This window comes from Paenibacillus sp. P32E (assembly GCF_001909085.1).
In the GTDB taxonomy this organism is placed as follows: Bacteria; Bacillota; Bacilli; order Paenibacillales; family Paenibacillaceae; genus Paenibacillus_AQ; species Paenibacillus_AQ helianthi.
On the sequence record NZ_LVYY01000077.1, the window covers coordinates 83,227 to 100,335 of the forward strand.

Consider the following 17,109-nt stretch of genomic DNA (forward strand, 5'->3'; position numbering starts at 1 on the left):
AAAGAGGAACACTCATGAAGCTGTCAGGAAACACCATACTTATTACTGGCGGAAGTGCCGGGATCGGGCTGGCTTTTGCAGAGCGTTTTATACAGGCCGGGAATCAAGTGATTGTCTGTGGGCGGCGTGAAGATGCACTTCGAAATGCGCAAGAACAACTCCCAGGCCTGATTACCCGTGTATGTGACTTGAATGTGGAGTCCGAGCGCATAGCCTTGTTTGATTGGGTCAGCGGAAACTATCCGGAAGTCAATGTGCTCGTGAACAATGCAGGGACTCAACAACGGTTCAATGTACTGCAAGCGGATGCCAAACACAACTGGAGTTACTTCAATCAGGAGATCACAACAAATATGGAAGCGGCGTTCCACCTCTCTATGCTGTTTGCTCCATTTTTTGCAGGAAAAGAAAAGGGCGCGATCATTAATGTGACCTCCGGGCTGGCCTTTACGCCGTTTGCCATCGCTCCCATCTATTCTGCAACCAAAGCGGCGCTTCATTCGTTTACGATGAGCCTGAGACATCAGCTGTCCGATACGTCTGTTGAAGTCATTGAGGTGGCTCCTCCGGCAGTGAATACGGAACTGGGCGGTGCAGGACTGCATATACATGGAGAACCCTTGGGTGCTTTTACAGACGGAATCTTTAAAGGCTTGGAAGAGGGGAAACAGGAAATCGGATACGGGACTTCTGTGGACCGGTTGCGCATGTCCCGGGATGAAGTGGATGAGTACACAGCAAATATGTATCAGGCCACAAAAAGCATGATCGAATAGCTATGCAAAAGGCTTGACAAAAAAGAGGTCATTCAGTAATTTAAAAGATAATTGGAAAGTAAAGTCAGGAGAGGACGAGATCAAGTGGCGGCGAATTGGTGGTTGGCTCTCATTATTATGGTCGTGTTGAACGGGATTTTGGTTTGGACTTTGTTTGTAGAGGGGTACTCCGCGAGCCGCAGGGCTAAAAAGTGGTTTTTCATCGTCGTAAATGTAATTGGGCTTATACTTGCAGTGTCTCAATTTTTCTGGATGGATTTTTAGCCTTGGACTCGGCCAGCAAGACATGCTATATGCCATTTTCTTAGAAGAGGGGTCCGGCTCCCTGAATCCACATTTGAAACCCGCTCATTGAGCGGGTTTATCTTATTTATGCTGCAAAATATGCTGCCTGCCCCTATCCACAATACTTTGTATAATCCCTCTCACAATTATGTTATATTTAATATTGAAAATTTAGCTCTTTACAGTTCTGAAGAAGGAGTACCCCATGACCCAATTTGTCTATAAGCAAATTATTGACGACCTCAAAATGAAGATTTTTGCAGGACAGTTTGCCGATATGAGACTACCGGATGAGCGCAGTCTTAGCGAAACCTACCAGGTAAGCCGCAGTTCCATCAAACGCGCACTGATGAAGATGGAGAACTCGGGAATTATTTTCAAAAAACGGGGTTCAGGCACCTTTATCAACCCGTTATACATAAAAAATGAATCGATCTTTAATTACGAGGGCTCCAATCTGGGGGTCACCGACAACTTTCAGATGCATGGCAAAAAGCCTAAGGTAAAAGTACTGGATTTCGAGGTGATCCGGCCTACGGAAGAGCTGCAGCGGGATTTGTTCCTGCAGCCTCATGATTTTGTATACAAAATCGTGCGCCTGCGCTTATTCGATGACGAGCCGTTCATGATTGAGACGGGCTACATTCCGATCAAAATTGTCCAGAATCTGGACCAGACGATTATCGAAGGATCGATCTTTCATTATCTGGAGGAGTCGCGGAACCTCGCGGTAACCAAGTCGTTTTTGTCTATTTTTGCTGAGCCTTCGGGCGCTAATGATCAAGAACTGCTCCATCTCCAGGAGAATGAGCCAGTAGGGATTATGGAAGGGATTTTCTTCCTGGATAATGGCACTCCCTTTGAGTTCTCTCATATGCGCTTCCACTACAAATATCTAAAATTCAACACGTTCGTATCTGTACAATAACTTTCTTATGATCAGGCCGGGGAATATTCCCTGGTCTTTTTTGTGTTTTCAGGCATGCATATAATGATACATATAGTTACATATTTATAAAAATAAAGATTTTTTTGTAAGCGATTTGCTCCGTTATTCATACTATGTTCAAAATTTCACAAAATTGGACCGTATCAATTGTTAAAATGATTGAATTTTATAAACGCGGCGGTATGATGTAATTGTAGAAATGATTATGTTCAGGAAAAAGAAAAAAGAAATGGGAGTGGATTGAAATGGGATTGTCAACTTTACCCGTGGATTATTCATCTAAAACGTACTTATCAAAGCTCGATGCCTACTGGCGTGCAACCAACTATATATCGGTAGGACAGCTCTATTTGAAGGATAATCCGTTGTTAAGAGAACCTTTGAAGGACGCGGATGTCAAAGTTAAGCCTATCGGTCACTGGGGGACGATCCCCGGCCAGAACTTTATTTATGCGCATCTGAACCGTGTCATTACCAAATATGATTTGAATATGTTCTATGTTGAAGGTCCAGGCCATGGCGGCCAGGTTATGGTATCCAACTCTTATCTGGATGGAAGCTACACAGAGATCTACCCGGAAATTACACAGGATATTCCTGGCCTCAAAAAATTGTTCAAACAGTTCTCTTTCCCTGGCGGTGTGGCTTCACATGCGGCTCCGGAAACTCCAGGATCGATTCACGAAGGCGGAGAACTTGGTTACTCCCTGTCCCACAGCGTGGGTGCCATTCTGGATTACCCGGATCTGATCTCTGCAGTGGTTGTAGGCGATGGTGAGGCTGAAACCGGACCACTGGCTGCTTCCTGGCTCTCCAACCGGTTCATCAATCCGATTACAGATGGTGCGGTCCTGCCAATTCTACATTTGAACGGCTTCAAGATCAGCAACCCGACCATTCTGTCCCGTATGTCCAAAGAGGAGTTAACCAATTATTTTGCAGGTATGGGCTGGGAACCGTTCTTTGTAGAAGGTGAAAATCCAGATCTGATGCATCCGGAAATGGCGAAGGTTCTGGATACTATTATTGAGAAGATTGAAGCGATTCAAAAGAATGCGCGTGAGAACAATGACACCACCCGTCCTGTATGGCCGATGCTTGTGTTCCGTACGCCTAAAGGCTGGACTGGTCCTAAAGAATGGGATAAAGTGCCGAACGAAGGCTCTTTCCGTGCCCACCAGGTTCCAATTCCAGTGGATCAAAAGAACATGAAGCACGCTCCGGCATTGCTTGAATGGCTGAACAGCTATAGACCTGAAGAATTGTTCGACGAGAATGGCCGTTTGAATGCGGATCTCGCTGAAATCCTGCCTACTGGCGACAGACGTATGGGGATGAACCCTGTCACTAACGCCGGCAAACTGATCAAAGACCTGCACAAGCCGAATTTCCGCAACTATGCGCTGGATAATTCCGTTCCGGGTCAAGTGATTGCACAAGATATGGCCGTATTGGGCAAATATCTGAAGGAAGTGGTTACACTCAATGAAGAGAACCGCAACTTCAGAATTTTTGGACCGGATGAAACCATGTCGAACCGCCTGGGTCCTGTATTCGAAGTGACCAAACGCCAATGGATGGATTCCATTAAAGAACCGCAAGATGAATTCCTGGCGCCATATGGCCGTGTAATCGATTCGCAATTGTCCGAGCATCAGGCAGAAGGATTCCTCGAAGGTTACGTACTAACTGGACGTCACGGATTCTTCGCAAGCTATGAAGCTTTCCTGCGTGTAGTCGACTCGATGATCACCCAGCACTTCAAATGGCTGCGCAAAGCGACAGATCAAAGCTGGCGTACAGATATTCCGTCCTTGAATGTCATTGCAACCTCAACAGTGTTCCAGCAGGACCATAATGGCTACACTCACCAGGATCCAGGATTGCTCGGCCACTTGGCAGACAAGAAACCGGAATTTATCCGTGAATATTTGCCGGCTGATGCCAACTCCTTGCTGGCTGTTTTTGACACCATCTTGAATGACCGTCAGAAGATCAACCTGATTGTGTCGTCCAAACATCCGCGTCCGCAATGGTTCTCGGCTGATGAAGCGCAGGAATTGGTGGATAAAGGACTCAAGATCATTGACTGGGCAAGCACGGACAAGGGTGGAGAGCCAGATGTGGTTATTGCTTCGTCCGGTACAGAGCCTACTATGGAGAGCTTGGCCGCTATCTCCATCCTGCATGAGAAATTGCCTGATCTGAAAATCCGCTATATCAACGTGGTGGATCTGTTGAAGCTGAGAAGCCAGAAGCTGGACCCTCGTGGTTTATCTGACGCTGAGTTTGATCAATTTTTCACAAAAGACAAACCGGTCATTTTCGCATTCCATGGCTATGAAGGTCTGATCAAAGATCTGTTCTTCGACCGCCACAACCATAACCTGCATGTACATGGTTACCGGGAGAACGGCGACATTACCACACCATTTGATATGCGCGTACTGAATCAGATGGACCGGTTCGACCTGACGAAGGAAGCTGTACTGAGCTTGCCGGATGCTGGTAAATATCAGGCTATCGCGGACGAAATGGATGCTATGGTCAAGAAGCATAACCAATATATCCGTGAAGAAGGTATCGACCTGCCGGAAGTAGAGAACTGGGTATGGAAGGCTTTGAACTAATAGCATAAGTACTAGTATAGGGGATGTCTTGAAGGTCATGAAAATGGCTAAGGGGCATCCCTTTTGCGCGCTCTATAAACAGAATGGATCTGCGCAATTATTTTGCAAGCGTCATGCTGAAGAATGAACAGATGGGAAGCATTGCTGCAGCACATGGTAAAACACCTACACAGATCATATTGCGATATCCAGCTTGACGCGATTCCCATCCCCAGAGCGAGTTCTATCGGGCATCAAAAGGAGAATCTGGATATCATCATTTTCGAGCTATCGGAGGCGGAGATGAAATTGATCTCCGCTGTTCAGAATCAGCTTTTGAATTTCGACTTTGCATGTTCCAATAGGGGTGAGCCCTCTTCAAGCTTCGGTTTGCTCTCGGCCATGCCGGTGCTGCCGCCATTCATCTCCGTGAGGTGCTTCCAGTACCGCTTGGGCATCAGCGAGGAGCGCAGGCGGTCGTTCTTGCGCTCACGGATGCCGATAGCGTTGTAGAATCCTTGCCAGAGGCGGCGGTATTCTTCCTCAGCTGCATCCGGTGCAGGCGGTACCCATTCATCGAGTGGAATAATGGCTTGCTGTCCAGGCTGGTGGATAAGGGCCGTGCGGTGGGTTTTGTCGTAGATCATGAAGCTCTCTCCGTGGAACCGGTCACAGAAATGATCCTGAATAACGGGCAGCACGAAGCCTTTGGGCTCAATGACCGCTGCCATAACCGGACCATATACGGAAAAGCGCACAAACCCCAAATACAGGTGAGCTTCCCGCTGGAGCTGCTGAACCGCCTTCTGCAGGGCGTTCACCGTATCATCGGCAAGCATGTCCATTACCTTGCGGCCATGAGTGAAGCCCAGGTACAGAAAATTCAGCAGCAGCATCTCCTTGTCCGGGGCGCATGACCAGAATCCAAGACGAACCCACTCCTCTGCCTCGGTGCAGATGCGTAGCGGGATTGACTTCAGTACCCGTTCAGCTCTGCTGATGTCTGTATCAATCCATTTCGATTCCAGCAGGAGGCCTTGTTCTTCTTCGTCTGAATGTATGGTAAGCGGGGTTTCCTTCCATTGATAGCTCTCGAACACACAGCACAGCAGGCCTTCAAAGCTGCCGTCGTAGGTATAGGCCAAAGCAGCTGCCTTAAACATCAGGGCCATTCGCCTCCCTTCAGCGCAGCCGAACCTGCTGTCGGGACTGCCGCTCCCGCTGCCGGCAAGGCTGCCAGATAGGAATCGTCGAACAGAGTGAGCTGCTCGTACTGCGGCGGCTCGATCCTGGCAAGCTCCTGCCCGGACATGAGTGAGCGGAGCAGGGTATGCTCGCCCACCTTTAACCCCTCCAGCATTTTTCCCTTACAGGTTATGAAAAATTGTGCGCGTTTAAGAACCACACCAAGCTTCTTCAGGGCGGCAAAGTCCAGGGTTCCGGCCCGTCGTGCCTTAACAATCCGCTGAGCACTCCTTACCCCGATCCCCGGCACCCGCAGCAGCTGCTCATACGGTGCACGGTTGATTTCAACCGGGAACTCCTCCCGGTGATTCACTGCCCAGCTGCATTTCGGATCCAGCAGCGGATTGAAGTTGGGTACCGCGTCATCCAGCAATTCATGGGCCTGAAAGCCGTAGAAACGCAGCAGCCAGTCGGCCTGGTAGAGGCGGTGCTCCCGCAGCAGCGGCGGTTTGGTATCTAGAGCCGGCAGGAGTGAATGTTCCACTACGGGGGTATAGGCAGAGAAAAAAACGCGTTTCAGCCCGTATTTCCGGTACAACCCTTCGGTGAGGGTCAGAATACGGAAATCAGTATCGGGCGTAGCTCCGATAATCATCTGGGTGCTCTGTCCGGCGGGAGCAAAGCGGGGAGCATGGTTATATTTGACGAGATCCGAGCGGTTCTCGTTAATCTTTTCTTTGATCAGGGACATAGGCTTCAGAATGGAGGCCTTGCTCTTGTCGGGAGCCAGCAGGCCCAGGCTTTCTTGAGAAGGAAGCTCGATATTGACGCTCATGCGGTCGGCCAGCAGACCAAGTCTGGACAGCAGCACCTCGTCTGCGCCGGGAATGGCTTTTACATGGATATATCCTCTGAACTGGTAGGTGTTCCTTAACAGATCAAGAGCAGCAATCATTTGCTCGGTTGTATAATCGGGACTCCGCATAATGCCGGAGCTGAGAAATAAGCCTTCTATGTAATTACGGCGGTAGAACTGCATGGTCAGGTCTGCGAGCTCCTCCGGCGAGAGTGCAGCCCGGGGTGTGGCGTTAGATTTACGGTTCACACAGTACGCGCAGTCGTATACGCACCCGTTGGTCATCAGCACCTTAAGCAGTGAAATGCAGCGGCCATCTGCTGCGAAGCTGTGGCAGATGCCCATGCTGACGGCATTACCCATGCCACCGGGCTGGCCTTTACGATCGGAGCCGCTGGAGGTGCAGGCCACATCATATTTGGCCGAAGCTGTTAAAATTTCAAGTTTTTCCATCATATCCACACAGAATCCCTCCTATACAGGAAATTATATACCGAACACACGTTCCTGTCAAAATCTGACGGGCGCAGTACTTCATTGGACTGGGATTTTGACTAGCAATGTACAAAAGATTGCCTTATGTATATAATAATAGGAACATAAGTTCCTATATTGGTTGTAGAATGGAAATTAATAACTCCCTACATTATAGGTATATAGAAATACAAGGGAGGCATTAAAAGTGAGTGCAATCGAATACTATCGTCATGAGCTCTACCGGATTGCTTGGCGTATGCAGTATCGTGCCAAGAGGGATTTTAAGCGTGAAGTCCCTCTCGCATCCAGCCCGGAGCCCCGTACTCCATCATTTTCCGAACAAGCTGATAACAGGTTATTGGTGCAGCACTATTTAGATGGACTAACGTCAGAAGTGGGAAAGAAGGTCATTTGCGCAATCTATCTAGGAGATCAAACAGAAGCTGAGGTCGCCCGGCAATTGAATATATCTCAACAGGCGGTGAACAAATGGAGGAAGAAAATGATTCAGGAATTAAGTCGGAAGATGAATTCTTAGGGTTGCTTGAACGTCTTCAGAAGGATAATGATGAATCGGCTACACTGGCGTTATTGAAATTTTTTGAAAAAGATATGGTCCGGTTAACCCGTGTGTTGCGGATGCCCAAAGAAGATGCTATACAGAGTATGAAGGTTGAGCTTCTGGAATGTTTGAAAAGAAAGAATGGATAAGAATTAGTAGGGAGCAGTTGCCGTCTGGCAGTGCTCTCCGGGCGAAAATGTATGCGCATTCCTTCTTGTGCTATAATAGCTACTAATAGCTTGATTACTAGAGTGGGAGTGTTGAGGGGATGAGAGGGTATAATATTTGGCGTCCATTGATGCTGATCTTGGTTGCGCTGCTTACGAGAACATTAGTGAATAGCGTGTGCCTCATGTTCGGCATGTCGGCTAATTCAGCAAGCAGTGTCGCCATGATCGGAATGATCATTGCCGCGCTGGTGATGTATAACCGGATGATGAAGCAGCGCCGGAAATAAATATAAGGTTGTGACGGACAGTAAGGAAAATAAGATAACAATAAGCGGCAGCCCAAGACAACTAAAGTTGTGGGGTTGCCGTTTTTTACTAATAGTCTATCATCTGGAACAGCTGCTCCGGGCATTCTTAGAGCAGATTGAACTTGGAAAAAATAACAAAAGGGAAAAGTGACGGAGGGGAATTTGGAACTCGGGGAGCGATAGCGGCTACCTTTTGATGTCAAGCGCTACCGTTGGAACAAAAGCAGAAAACCCAAGCATAACAGCGGCCGGAAGTCCAAACATTCTCCGCAGTAACGACCAAATCCCGCTTGGGCAAAGTCTCAAGTTCAGTCTGTATAGACCACATTCCCTTTGATTCTTGATAGGGGATTCTTTATAGTAAGATATGGATAAGGAAATGACAATCAGGAGGAAACAAATTTGACTACACAGCAATTAGGAGTTCCATTAGAGGGTTTTGCAGAATTCAGCCGGACCGTAGGTGCGGAAGGCGCGGTGCTGCTGCGCAATGAAGGCCAGGTGCTTCCGCTGCGCGGTGGTGAAACCGTTTCGGTTTTTGGCAGAACTCAAGTGAATTATTACCGCAGCGGTACAGGCTCAGGCGGAAGCGTGCATGTCTCGTATACAACCAATGTATTGGATGGACTGCGAAGTAAGAAGAATCTGGCTGTCAACGAAGAGCTGGCGGCGGTCTATGAGAAGTGGATTGAGCAGAATCCGTTTGACAATGGCGGCGGAGCCTGGGCAGCAGAGCCTTGGCACCAGAAGGAAATGCCGCTAACGGATGAGCTGGTATCGCAGGCAAGAAGCAAATCGGACAAGGCGGTTATCGTCATTGGACGTACGGCGGGAGAAGATCAGGATAATGCTGACGCGCCGGGGAGCTATCGGTTGACGGCAGATGAACAGACGATGCTGAAGCAGGTGACGGCTTATTTCGAGCAAACGGTCGTTGTTCTGAATGTCTCGAATATTATCGATATGAGCTGGCTGAACGATAACAGCTATGCGCACCCTATTCCAAGTGTGATTTACTCCTGGCATGGCGGGATGGAAGGGGGCAATGCCATTGCCGATGTACTGGCAGGAGAAGTGACGCCAAGCGGTAAATTGACGGATACGATTGCTTATTCGATCAAGGACTATCCTTCGACTGCAAACTACGGTAATGAATTCAAAAACTTTTATCAGGAAGATATTTATGTGGGGTACCGTTATTTTGAAACCTTCTGTCCGGAAAAGGTTCAGTTTGAGTTCGGCTACGGGATTTCCTACACTACATTCTCCATCGAGCCGGAAGAAGCCAGGCTGGTCAGCCGGGCAGGCAAGACCTTCGCTGAGATTGGGGTAACCGTAACGAATACGGGAACCGATTTTGCCGGAAAAGAGGTTGTACAGGTCTATTACGAAGCTCCGCAAGGCAAGCTGGGACAACCGGCCAAAGTGCTGGCAGCCTTCGGAAAGACCGGGGTTCTTCAGCCGGGAGAGTCGCAGCGTCTGACAGTGAGCTTCCCGGTTCATTCGATGGCCTCCTATGATGACGCTGGCGTGACCGGGCATCCTTCGGCCTATGTGCTGGAAGCGGGAACCTACCGTATTTATGTAGGAAGCAGCATTAAAAAGGCAGCAGAAGTTCAGGTAGAGGGACGCAGCGGTTATGTACTGGAGGCTCTTGAGGTGGTGGAGCAGCTGCAGGAAGCGCTGGCGCCAACCGAAGGGTTCACGCGGATGATGCCTGGAGCCCGCAAGGAAGACGGTTCCTATGAATTGGTATACGCTGCCGTTCCAACACGCAAGGTTTCGATGAAAGAGCGGATTGAGCAGAATCTGCCTGCAACGCTTACGCAGACCGGGTATCAAGGCTATACCTTAAGAGATGTGCATGACGGAAAAGTAGAGATGACCACGTTCATCGCCCAACTGAGCGACCAGGATCTCGCGGTAATCGTCAGAGGCGAAGGGATGAGCAGTCCGCTGGTTACACCGGGTACAGCGTCGGCCTTTGGCGGGGTCAGCGACCAGCTGTTCAGCTATGGTATTCCGGTAGCTTGTACCGCAGACGGCCCTTCCGGGATCCGGATGGACAGCGGACACAAGGCGACTCAGGTTCCCATTGGAACGCTGCTTGCGGCAACCTGGAATGCGGAACTGGTTGAAGAGCTCTATGTCATGGAAGGCCGGGAGCTGGTTAGAAACAGCGTGGACACTTTGCTTGGACCAGGGCTGAATATCCGCCGCAGTCCGCTGAATGGACGCAACTTTGAGTATTTTTCGGAGGACCCGCTGATTTCAGGCGTTTTTGCGGCGGCATGCACACGCGGGATTATGAAAGGCGGCTCTAATGCCACCCTGAAGCACTTCGCCTGCAACAACCAGGAGAAGCACCGCAGCAAGGTGGATGCTATCGTATCGGAACGCGCGGTCCGCGAGATTTATCTTAAGGGCTTTGAGATTGCGGTAAAAGAAGGCGGCGCGAACTCGATCATGACCTCCTATAATCCGGTGAACGGACATTGGGCTGCTTCCAATTATGATCTGAATACCACGATTCTCCGCGGAGAATGGGGCTTCCAAGGTATCGTAATGACGGACTGGTGGGCGATTATGAACGATGTTGTGGATGGAGGCCCGGCAGACCGCAAGTATATGAACTGGATGGTCCGTGCACAAAATGACGTATATATGGTTGTCAGCAATTATGGCTCGGAAGTCAACGCTTATGATGACAACACCCTGGATTCACTGGATAATGGCTCACTGACCCGTGGAGAGCTTCAGCGCTCTGCTATGAACATCTGCCGGTTCATTATGAATGCGCCGGTGTTCACAAGACCCCATGTAAGTGAGGAAACGGTGGAGAGCTTCAAGGCGAATCCTGCCCTTTCGGAAGAATTGGCGCAATCTCTGACCGGGAATGCCCAGGTGAAACCTTCCAAAGCGGGATCCACCTTTGTAAAAGTGGAACAAGCAGGGGGGTACCGGATTATCGTGGGTATCATGTCCACAGAGACGGAATTGGCGCAAAGCGCATGCAATGTGACCTTGAACGGTCAGATGATGGCGACCATTCAGACGAACGGTACAGACGGTAGATGGATCAAGCAGAAGCTTGTGAAGATTGAGCTGGAAGCGGGTCTGTATGAGCTGAAATTGGATTTTGTGAAGCCGGGCCTTCAGATCGACTGGATCGAATTCAAGCAAGTGTAAGCAGCTTTCATTTGATAAATAAGAGGGAGAAGAGAGTATCTTAAGGGTACTCTCTTTTTGCTGTTTTCAGAGGGGCAACTAAAAGGGGCTCATTGGAGGGATTTGGAGATATTTGTCGAATTAACTATAGGTATAGCTTGTATGTGAAGGAGGTGAATCCCGGTGCTGTTGTCAAAAGCTTGCGCAGACATAGGCATACGGGAAAGGCAATGTGGAACTGGCTAAAAACATCCAAAGCATCGGCGATCCAAGAGGATACTCAGAACCAACCGGCTGAGACCCTTATAGAATCTTCCCATCCCAAGATCATTATTATCACCGGAACCAGCGGTTCGGGTCGGAAAAGTATTGCCAAGCAGCTTAGTGCTTCGCTGGGAATCCCCTACATCCTTCCGTACACTACACGTGCGGCCCGCCCGCAAGAGGAGGATGGGCAACATTATCATTTTATCTCTGACGGCGAGTTTCAGGCGATGGTAGAGACAAATGCATTTTTCCAGAGGGTCCATTTGGAGCGGGGGCACTACGGAATTGCATTGGCAGACCTCGAACAAGGCCTTGAAGAGCATAAAGCCGTCATCGTTGTAGTGAATCATGAAGGCGCCAGCGCATTTCGGAAGAAATACGGCGAGGAGGCCTTGCGGATTTTCATATACGTCACGAAGAATGATATCCAGCTTCGGTTGGAGCGGGAAGCGGTGCCGTACGGCATTGTGGATGAATATCTGGGGAATTATACGGAGGAAGTGGCCTTTAAAAGGGAGTCGGAGTATCTGCTGCAGAACATGGAACCGGAGCTCACGGTCCAGAAAATCAAGGAGTTCTTACAGACGAAAATATAGGCGGCGGGGAATTAGTATCCCCATCGTAGAGGGATGTCTCAAAGCCATAAAGTGGCTGTGTGAGACATCTCTTTTTTTGCAAATATAAGGATCTATATGTTTCACGCTATAAATGGTTCTTCCTGGTGGTCAAAAGATAGCAGATGGAATCAGACTGTCCCGCTTCATGGGGAGATTACTGCTCCGCAGGAGCCAGATGAACCTCTCCCCAGTCATACATACTGCGCAGGATGGGAACGAAGTTCTCCCCGGTGGCGGTTAGGGAATACTCTACACGGGGAGGGATTTCCTTGAAAATCTCACGGTGCACAAAACCGTCCTCCTCAAGCTCCCTTAGCTGTTTGGTCAGCATCGCCTGGGTGATATCAGGAAAGGTGCGTTTGATCTGCCCGAACCGTTTGGGCCCGACCGACAGATACCATAGAATCACGATTTTCCATTTGCCTCCGACGATTTTTTGCACCTTGGTTAAGGGACAGCTTGTAACAAAATCAGTATTCTTACTCATTTTGATTCTCCTCATTACTGCATATATGCGCTGAAAAGCCTATCAATTCAATTAGTATGATTTATGATAGTATATACTATAAAACTGCCTACTTGTCCTTTGGATACTATGGGCTTAACATTACCTTAGCATTAAGGCATTGGCAAGTCATTGATATATTCTGGAGGCGAACAGCGTGAATATTAGTATTTTATACGGTCATCCGTATGATAAAAGCTTTAACAAAGCGATTCTGCAGCAGGTTACTGCTCATCTGGAACTGCGGGGGGCTGCGGTCAAGGTGAAGGATCTGATACAGCTGTCCTTTGATCCGGTGCTCGAACTGAAGGATTTGGAAGCCAAGTTCACCAAGGTATTGCCGGAAGACGTAGCGAAGGAGCAGGAGGACTTATTATGGGCTGATGCGCTGATTATTATTTCTCCTGTATGGTGGGGAGGATTTCCGGCTGTCATTAAGGGATATATCGACCGGGTGTTCACAACAGCGCTGGTCCGTTCTGCGGAGGGGGTGTACGGACTGGAGGGCAAACGTGCGTACTCTATTTTTACAACAGGCTCTTCAGAGGACTACATCCGCACCTCCCGGCAAAAGGACATGCTCTACGCGGCCAACGACAATCTGTTCGGTTTCGCCAAGTTTGCGGATGCTGAGCTTAAGCTGCTGTATTCGGTACCGCGTGTAACACCGGAAGAGCGGCAGGCGATGCTGCTGGAGGTTAACCAATTTGTCGACCGTATCTTTGATCTGAAGCCGGGAGAAGGGGAAAGCACGAAGGATAGTCCTTCCCATCTGGCTTTGGTGGAGGATTTGGCTAAGCATTGAGGAGACAGGCTGGATGGTAGGCAGCGCAGACCAAAAGACACCTCAAGGGGTGTCTTCTGGTGTATGTTCACCTGGCTACAAGCTCAGCCGTTGTTTCCCATTAACCCTTTCAGTCCGTTAAAAAAGGGTCTAATGGTCTTGATCATCCCGTAGCCCATCTTCATTACCGGCATAGCCTTCTGGATAAATCCCAGGAAGCGCAAACCGCCGCCGAGCCCTGACGCTAAGCCTGCGCCTGCTCCCGAGCCGCCCAGGAGTGAGCCGATAAGCGGCATGAATGCCGAGATTTCTGCTTTTTGCCGGCGGCTGGACCGTTTTTTACCGGATGCTTGGGTTGTACTTGTATGGGGTCTGGAGAGAATCAGTATGTCCTTTTCTACCCCGGTTATATAGCCTACATACGAACGTCCGTCATGAAGTGTAATGCAGACCGGCCGGCCCTTCAGCGCCTTGGCCCGCTTGCGCATTGTAGTTGGCTGTCCCATGTGTCGTTCACCTCTTCGCTCTATTTACTCCTATATTACTCAGAGAATGGCTTGTGGCTTGTGCGAACGGGAAATTTTCTTAGGGGAAAAGGAGGGGGAGGACTGGAGAGAACTTCTATAGAATTAAGAAATGAAGCACTGCAATTCAAGTCAAAACTACAACAGCCGGCTCTGCTAAGATCGATAGTGAAAGGAGGGAGCACCGCATGTACGAATGGAATGAGATGGTTCAGTTCATGGTGGATTGGGTAGACGGGGATCTTGCCACAGTGCCTTCACTTCTGACAATGTCGGAGCAGCTCGGCTATTCGCCATATTACTGCACGAAACAGTTTCACTCGCTGACCGGAATGACCCTGCGGGATTACATCTGGCAGCGAAGAATCAGCCGCGCCGCTCTGGAGCTGCGGGACACGGATGACCGTATACTGGACATTGCCGTGAAGTTCGGCTTTTCGTCACAGGAAGCGCTCACGCGGGCGTTTGTGAAGGCTTTTAAGATAACACCCTATGCTTACCGGAAGGCACCCAGGCCCATTCCGCTCGCAATTCGCTCTGAAGTGTTCTCCCCTTATCATTATTTGATCAAGGAGCGGGATAAGATGAGACAGGTGCATTTGCAGGAAGCGGAAATCAAGATTGAGCGCATACCGGCCCATAAGTTCATTGGGATCTGGGATGTTGAAGTATCGGACTATGGACAGTTCTGGGGGAACGGGCACGATTGTGATGAGGTATCGGGAACGCTGGAAAGTATATCTCATCATACTCTGCCTGGACAGCTTGGCCAAACGGCGGGCTGGTTCTATCAGAACGGGCAAAAAGGGTACCTGTACGGAATCCCTGTGGCGGAGGACTATAACGGGGAAATCCCTGAGGGAATGCAGGTCAGAGAGATCCCGGAATCCGAGTACCTGGTCTTCTTCCACCCGCCCTTTGATTATCTGAAGGATAACGGTGAGGTGATGCGGACTGTCGAGCAGGTAGCCTGGAGCTATAATCCGGAGAGTATGGGCTACCAGTGGGACGAGGACTCCAAGCAGGATTATCAGCGCCACTTCCCGGAGGGATACGGGTATGCGGTGCTGCGGCCGGTAAAGAAGCTGCCCATTGAAGATTGAAGCCCGGCAAAAGGATTACTCGAAAAAAAGAGAAGCGTTCCTGCGCTTCTCTTTAGGTCTTTAAGTACACTAAAATCTTTCAGCTAATGTTCCAAGTACTTCCTTAGCAAGTGTCTCTCCGCGAAATTCCAAAGCTGCCACTGTCTGAAGCAGTTCGGCTTGCTGTTCCCGCTGTTCACGGGTCCATGACTGCTTAGAGGAACCGGATTTGACAGAAGCGGGATCAGTCATGCATTTGTAAAAGCCTGCAAGCAGCAAGGAGATCTGTGCGTACAATTCAGCCAGTTCGGACAGAGCCCGGGATCCAGGATGGTTATCCAGCAGCGGCAGGGATTCTTGCAGGTAAGCGGCAGCGCTTCTGCGGGCATCGGTTAATCCCATCATGCAAAAGTGGTTCACCCCCAGTCTGCGTGCAAAGTTCTTGTCACTTGCGTTCCTATACCAGGCATCCTCCAAGAGCCCTTCCTGCCAGGCCTCAAAAGCCTTGTAACCAAGGCTGTAGCCGCTATTCCCGTCAGTATTCATCGAATCCACCTTAATTTTGAGCGAAGCATACAGATTAACTAATGCTGACGGGACATGCCCCTGGCTGCCTATACGAACGAGCATGTAAGGCCAATGGTCCACGTTCAGGTAACCCTTGCTGACCTTCATGTCTTCCAGAAACTCCGGATCATTGCGAAGCTCCTCAAAGGTTTCATCGTCAAAATAACTGCGGCACAGCAGAGTACCGCCAGCATCCAAATACCCGGTGATCACCCCCCATTCGGGAGCGACCCGCAGGTTGATGGCTATGGGAAGCTGATGATTACGCAGGCTCTCCAAGATGTTGTGTTTTTCCAATCTGCGCTCTTCAGGATTCAGATGGTTGGCCCAAGTGGCAGTTAGCCCATAGGCGCTAAACGCCGGATCGGAGTAGTTATAGGCCACAAGTGCATCGGCCGAGCTGTAATCCCACATAGGTGTAAAAGAAATTCTCCAGCACGCCCCCGACACACCCATAATCTGCTCGTAGGTAGTATCCACTCCTCTTGCTGTCAGAGACAAAAGAAGTGCCCCGGCCCAGGAGCAGTCCATGTCTTTGCCAAAGCCCAGCCGGCCTACCCCTTCTATAATGCAGTGCTCCTGAGGAGATTCCATTCGAAAGAGCCGGGTCCGGTCTGGAGTATAGTGAATCCGCTCGCCTTCCGCACAGCTTAACGCATGAATGCCTTCCTCATTCAGATATAGAAGCAGCAGGTAGTCATTGCCATCATTGTCGATCAGACTTGGAAAAAGCTCGTGGCTGGCGGTGAACTGCTTCCACTGAAAAAACGCATAATGCTTCATCTTGTTTAGTACATTGCGGCTCGCCTGTTCATTGCCGTAGGCGGCGAATACGATATCAAGCTCGCTTTGACTGGCAGCATAGCCTGTGGAATGAATATCAAGGGTAAGCAGATTGTCGTTCAGCACATAAGTAGCATAGACTCCCGAAGGAGTCTCATATTTCAGGAGCAGCAGCTTCAGACGGTCGCTCTTGATGGATTCGGGAAAAGTTAACTTACTGACCGCAAGGTTCAATCTGCTGCCGACAACGAATTGATTAACAAAATGGGTGACATCATAGGCCTCCTGGCCATCGGTATAGACAGCGCTAAGTACGACCAGCTTTTGGGGCAGCAAAATACTGTCTATAGAGTGGCCCAATATGCTGGATAATAGTGGAAGCGTGGTGGTTTCGGGCAGTGATTTACCCGTTTCCCATTTGGAAACTGCCTGGGGACTAACATTTAGCTGTTCCGCCAGTTGTTCCTGTGACATGTGTTTTTCTTTACGGAGTCTGGCAATCCGCTTGCCTACTTGTTCGCTGCTGATCATAGTACATCTCCCAAGGTTTGATTCGACGTCGTAGGTCTATTATAATTCCATCCTCTTGAAAGAACATGGATTAATGGTTGGGTAGAAGCGGAAAAAAGCAACCA

At 49.5% G+C, this 17,109-nt stretch carries 14 protein-coding genes; 9 read left to right on the forward strand and 5 right to left on the reverse strand.

All coding sequences use genetic code 11. The features are described 5' to 3' along the window. The first annotated feature begins 14 nt into the window (after window positions 1-14). The 3 genes from A3848_RS30400 to A3848_RS30415 all read left to right on the forward strand — a co-directional run bounded on the left by A3848_RS30400 (window position 15) and on the right by A3848_RS30415 (window position 4,640). On the forward strand, window positions 15-776 hold the full coding sequence (locus A3848_RS30400) for an SDR family oxidoreductase (RefSeq protein ID WP_074088761.1): 762 nt from the start codon (window positions 15-17) through the stop codon (window positions 774-776). Between the two features lie 490 nt (window positions 777-1,266). Then, complete coding sequence (locus A3848_RS30410; RefSeq protein ID WP_074088763.1) at window positions 1,267-1,989, forward strand: GntR family transcriptional regulator; 723 nt, start codon at window positions 1,267-1,269, stop codon at window positions 1,987-1,989. 266 nt (window positions 1,990-2,255) lie between these two features. Continuing rightward, the gene (locus A3848_RS30415; protein ID WP_074088764.1) at window positions 2,256-4,640 is read left to right on the forward strand and encodes a phosphoketolase family protein; all 2,385 of its coding nucleotides are present in this window, start codon (window positions 2,256-2,258) and stop codon (window positions 4,638-4,640) included. A gap of 308 nt (window positions 4,641-4,948) precedes the next feature. Here the strand turns inward: A3848_RS30415 and A3848_RS30420 are convergent, their stop codons facing one another. Continuing rightward, complete coding sequence (locus A3848_RS30420; RefSeq protein WP_074088765.1) at window positions 4,949-5,782, reverse strand: TIGR03915 family putative DNA repair protein; 834 nt, start codon at window positions 5,780-5,782, stop codon at window positions 4,949-4,951. Further along, window positions 5,782-7,116 carry a putative DNA modification/repair radical SAM protein gene (locus tag A3848_RS30425; RefSeq protein ID WP_256702604.1) on the reverse strand — a complete coding sequence of 445 codons (1,335 nt, stop codon included), beginning with the start codon at window positions 7,114-7,116 and terminating at the stop codon, window positions 5,782-5,784. Before A3848_RS30425 ends, A3848_RS30420 begins: the two co-directional genes overlap by 1 nt. Window positions 7,117-7,626: 510 nt before the next feature. Here A3848_RS30425 and A3848_RS30435 point away from each other — a divergent pair. The 4 genes from A3848_RS30435 (at window position 7,627) to A3848_RS30450 (ending at window position 12,208) form a co-directional block, all read left to right on the forward strand. Then, a complete protein-coding gene (locus tag A3848_RS30435; RefSeq protein ID WP_074088768.1) occupies window positions 7,627-7,848 on the forward strand; it encodes a hypothetical protein in 222 nt (73 codons plus the stop codon). 119 nt (window positions 7,849-7,967) lie between these two features. After that, on the forward strand, window positions 7,968-8,156 hold the full coding sequence (locus A3848_RS30440; protein ID WP_074088769.1) for a hypothetical protein: 189 nt from the start codon (window positions 7,968-7,970) through the stop codon (window positions 8,154-8,156). 423 nt (window positions 8,157-8,579) lie between these two features. Then, window positions 8,580-11,366, forward strand: a complete 2,787-nt coding sequence (locus A3848_RS30445) for a glycoside hydrolase family 3 C-terminal domain-containing protein (protein WP_074088770.1) — start codon at window positions 8,580-8,582, stop codon at window positions 11,364-11,366. Window positions 11,367-11,575: 209 nt separating this feature from the next. Next, window positions 11,576-12,208, forward strand: a complete 633-nt coding sequence (locus A3848_RS30450; RefSeq protein ID WP_074088882.1) for a guanylate kinase — start codon at window positions 11,576-11,578, stop codon at window positions 12,206-12,208. A 175-nt stretch (window positions 12,209-12,383) separates the two neighbouring features. Here the strand turns inward: A3848_RS30450 and A3848_RS30455 are convergent, their stop codons facing one another. After that, complete coding sequence (locus A3848_RS30455) at window positions 12,384-12,716, reverse strand: winged helix-turn-helix transcriptional regulator (protein WP_074088771.1); 333 nt, start codon at window positions 12,714-12,716, stop codon at window positions 12,384-12,386. Between the two features lie 175 nt (window positions 12,717-12,891). Between A3848_RS30455 and A3848_RS30460 the strand changes: the two genes are divergently transcribed. After that, window positions 12,892-13,539 carry an NAD(P)H-dependent oxidoreductase gene (locus A3848_RS30460; protein WP_074088772.1) on the forward strand — a complete coding sequence of 216 codons (648 nt, stop codon included), beginning with the start codon at window positions 12,892-12,894 and terminating at the stop codon, window positions 13,537-13,539. Window positions 13,540-13,622: 83 nt separating this feature from the next. Here A3848_RS30460 and A3848_RS30465 read toward each other — a convergent pair whose 3' ends face one another. Beyond that, complete coding sequence (locus tag A3848_RS30465; RefSeq protein WP_074088773.1) at window positions 13,623-14,024, reverse strand: hypothetical protein; 402 nt, start codon at window positions 14,022-14,024, stop codon at window positions 13,623-13,625. A 206-nt stretch (window positions 14,025-14,230) separates the two neighbouring features. Here A3848_RS30465 and A3848_RS30470 point away from each other — a divergent pair, with 206 nt between their 5' ends. Then, window positions 14,231-15,145 (forward strand): AraC family transcriptional regulator, encoded by a 915-nt coding sequence (locus A3848_RS30470; RefSeq protein ID WP_074088774.1) that lies wholly within the window; start codon window positions 14,231-14,233, stop codon window positions 15,143-15,145. A gap of 69 nt (window positions 15,146-15,214) precedes the next feature. Here A3848_RS30470 and A3848_RS30475 read toward each other — a convergent pair whose 3' ends face one another. After that, a complete protein-coding gene (locus A3848_RS30475; protein ID WP_074088775.1) occupies window positions 15,215-17,005 on the reverse strand; it encodes a helix-turn-helix transcriptional regulator in 1,791 nt (596 codons plus the stop codon). Window positions 17,006-17,109 lie beyond the last annotated feature (104 nt).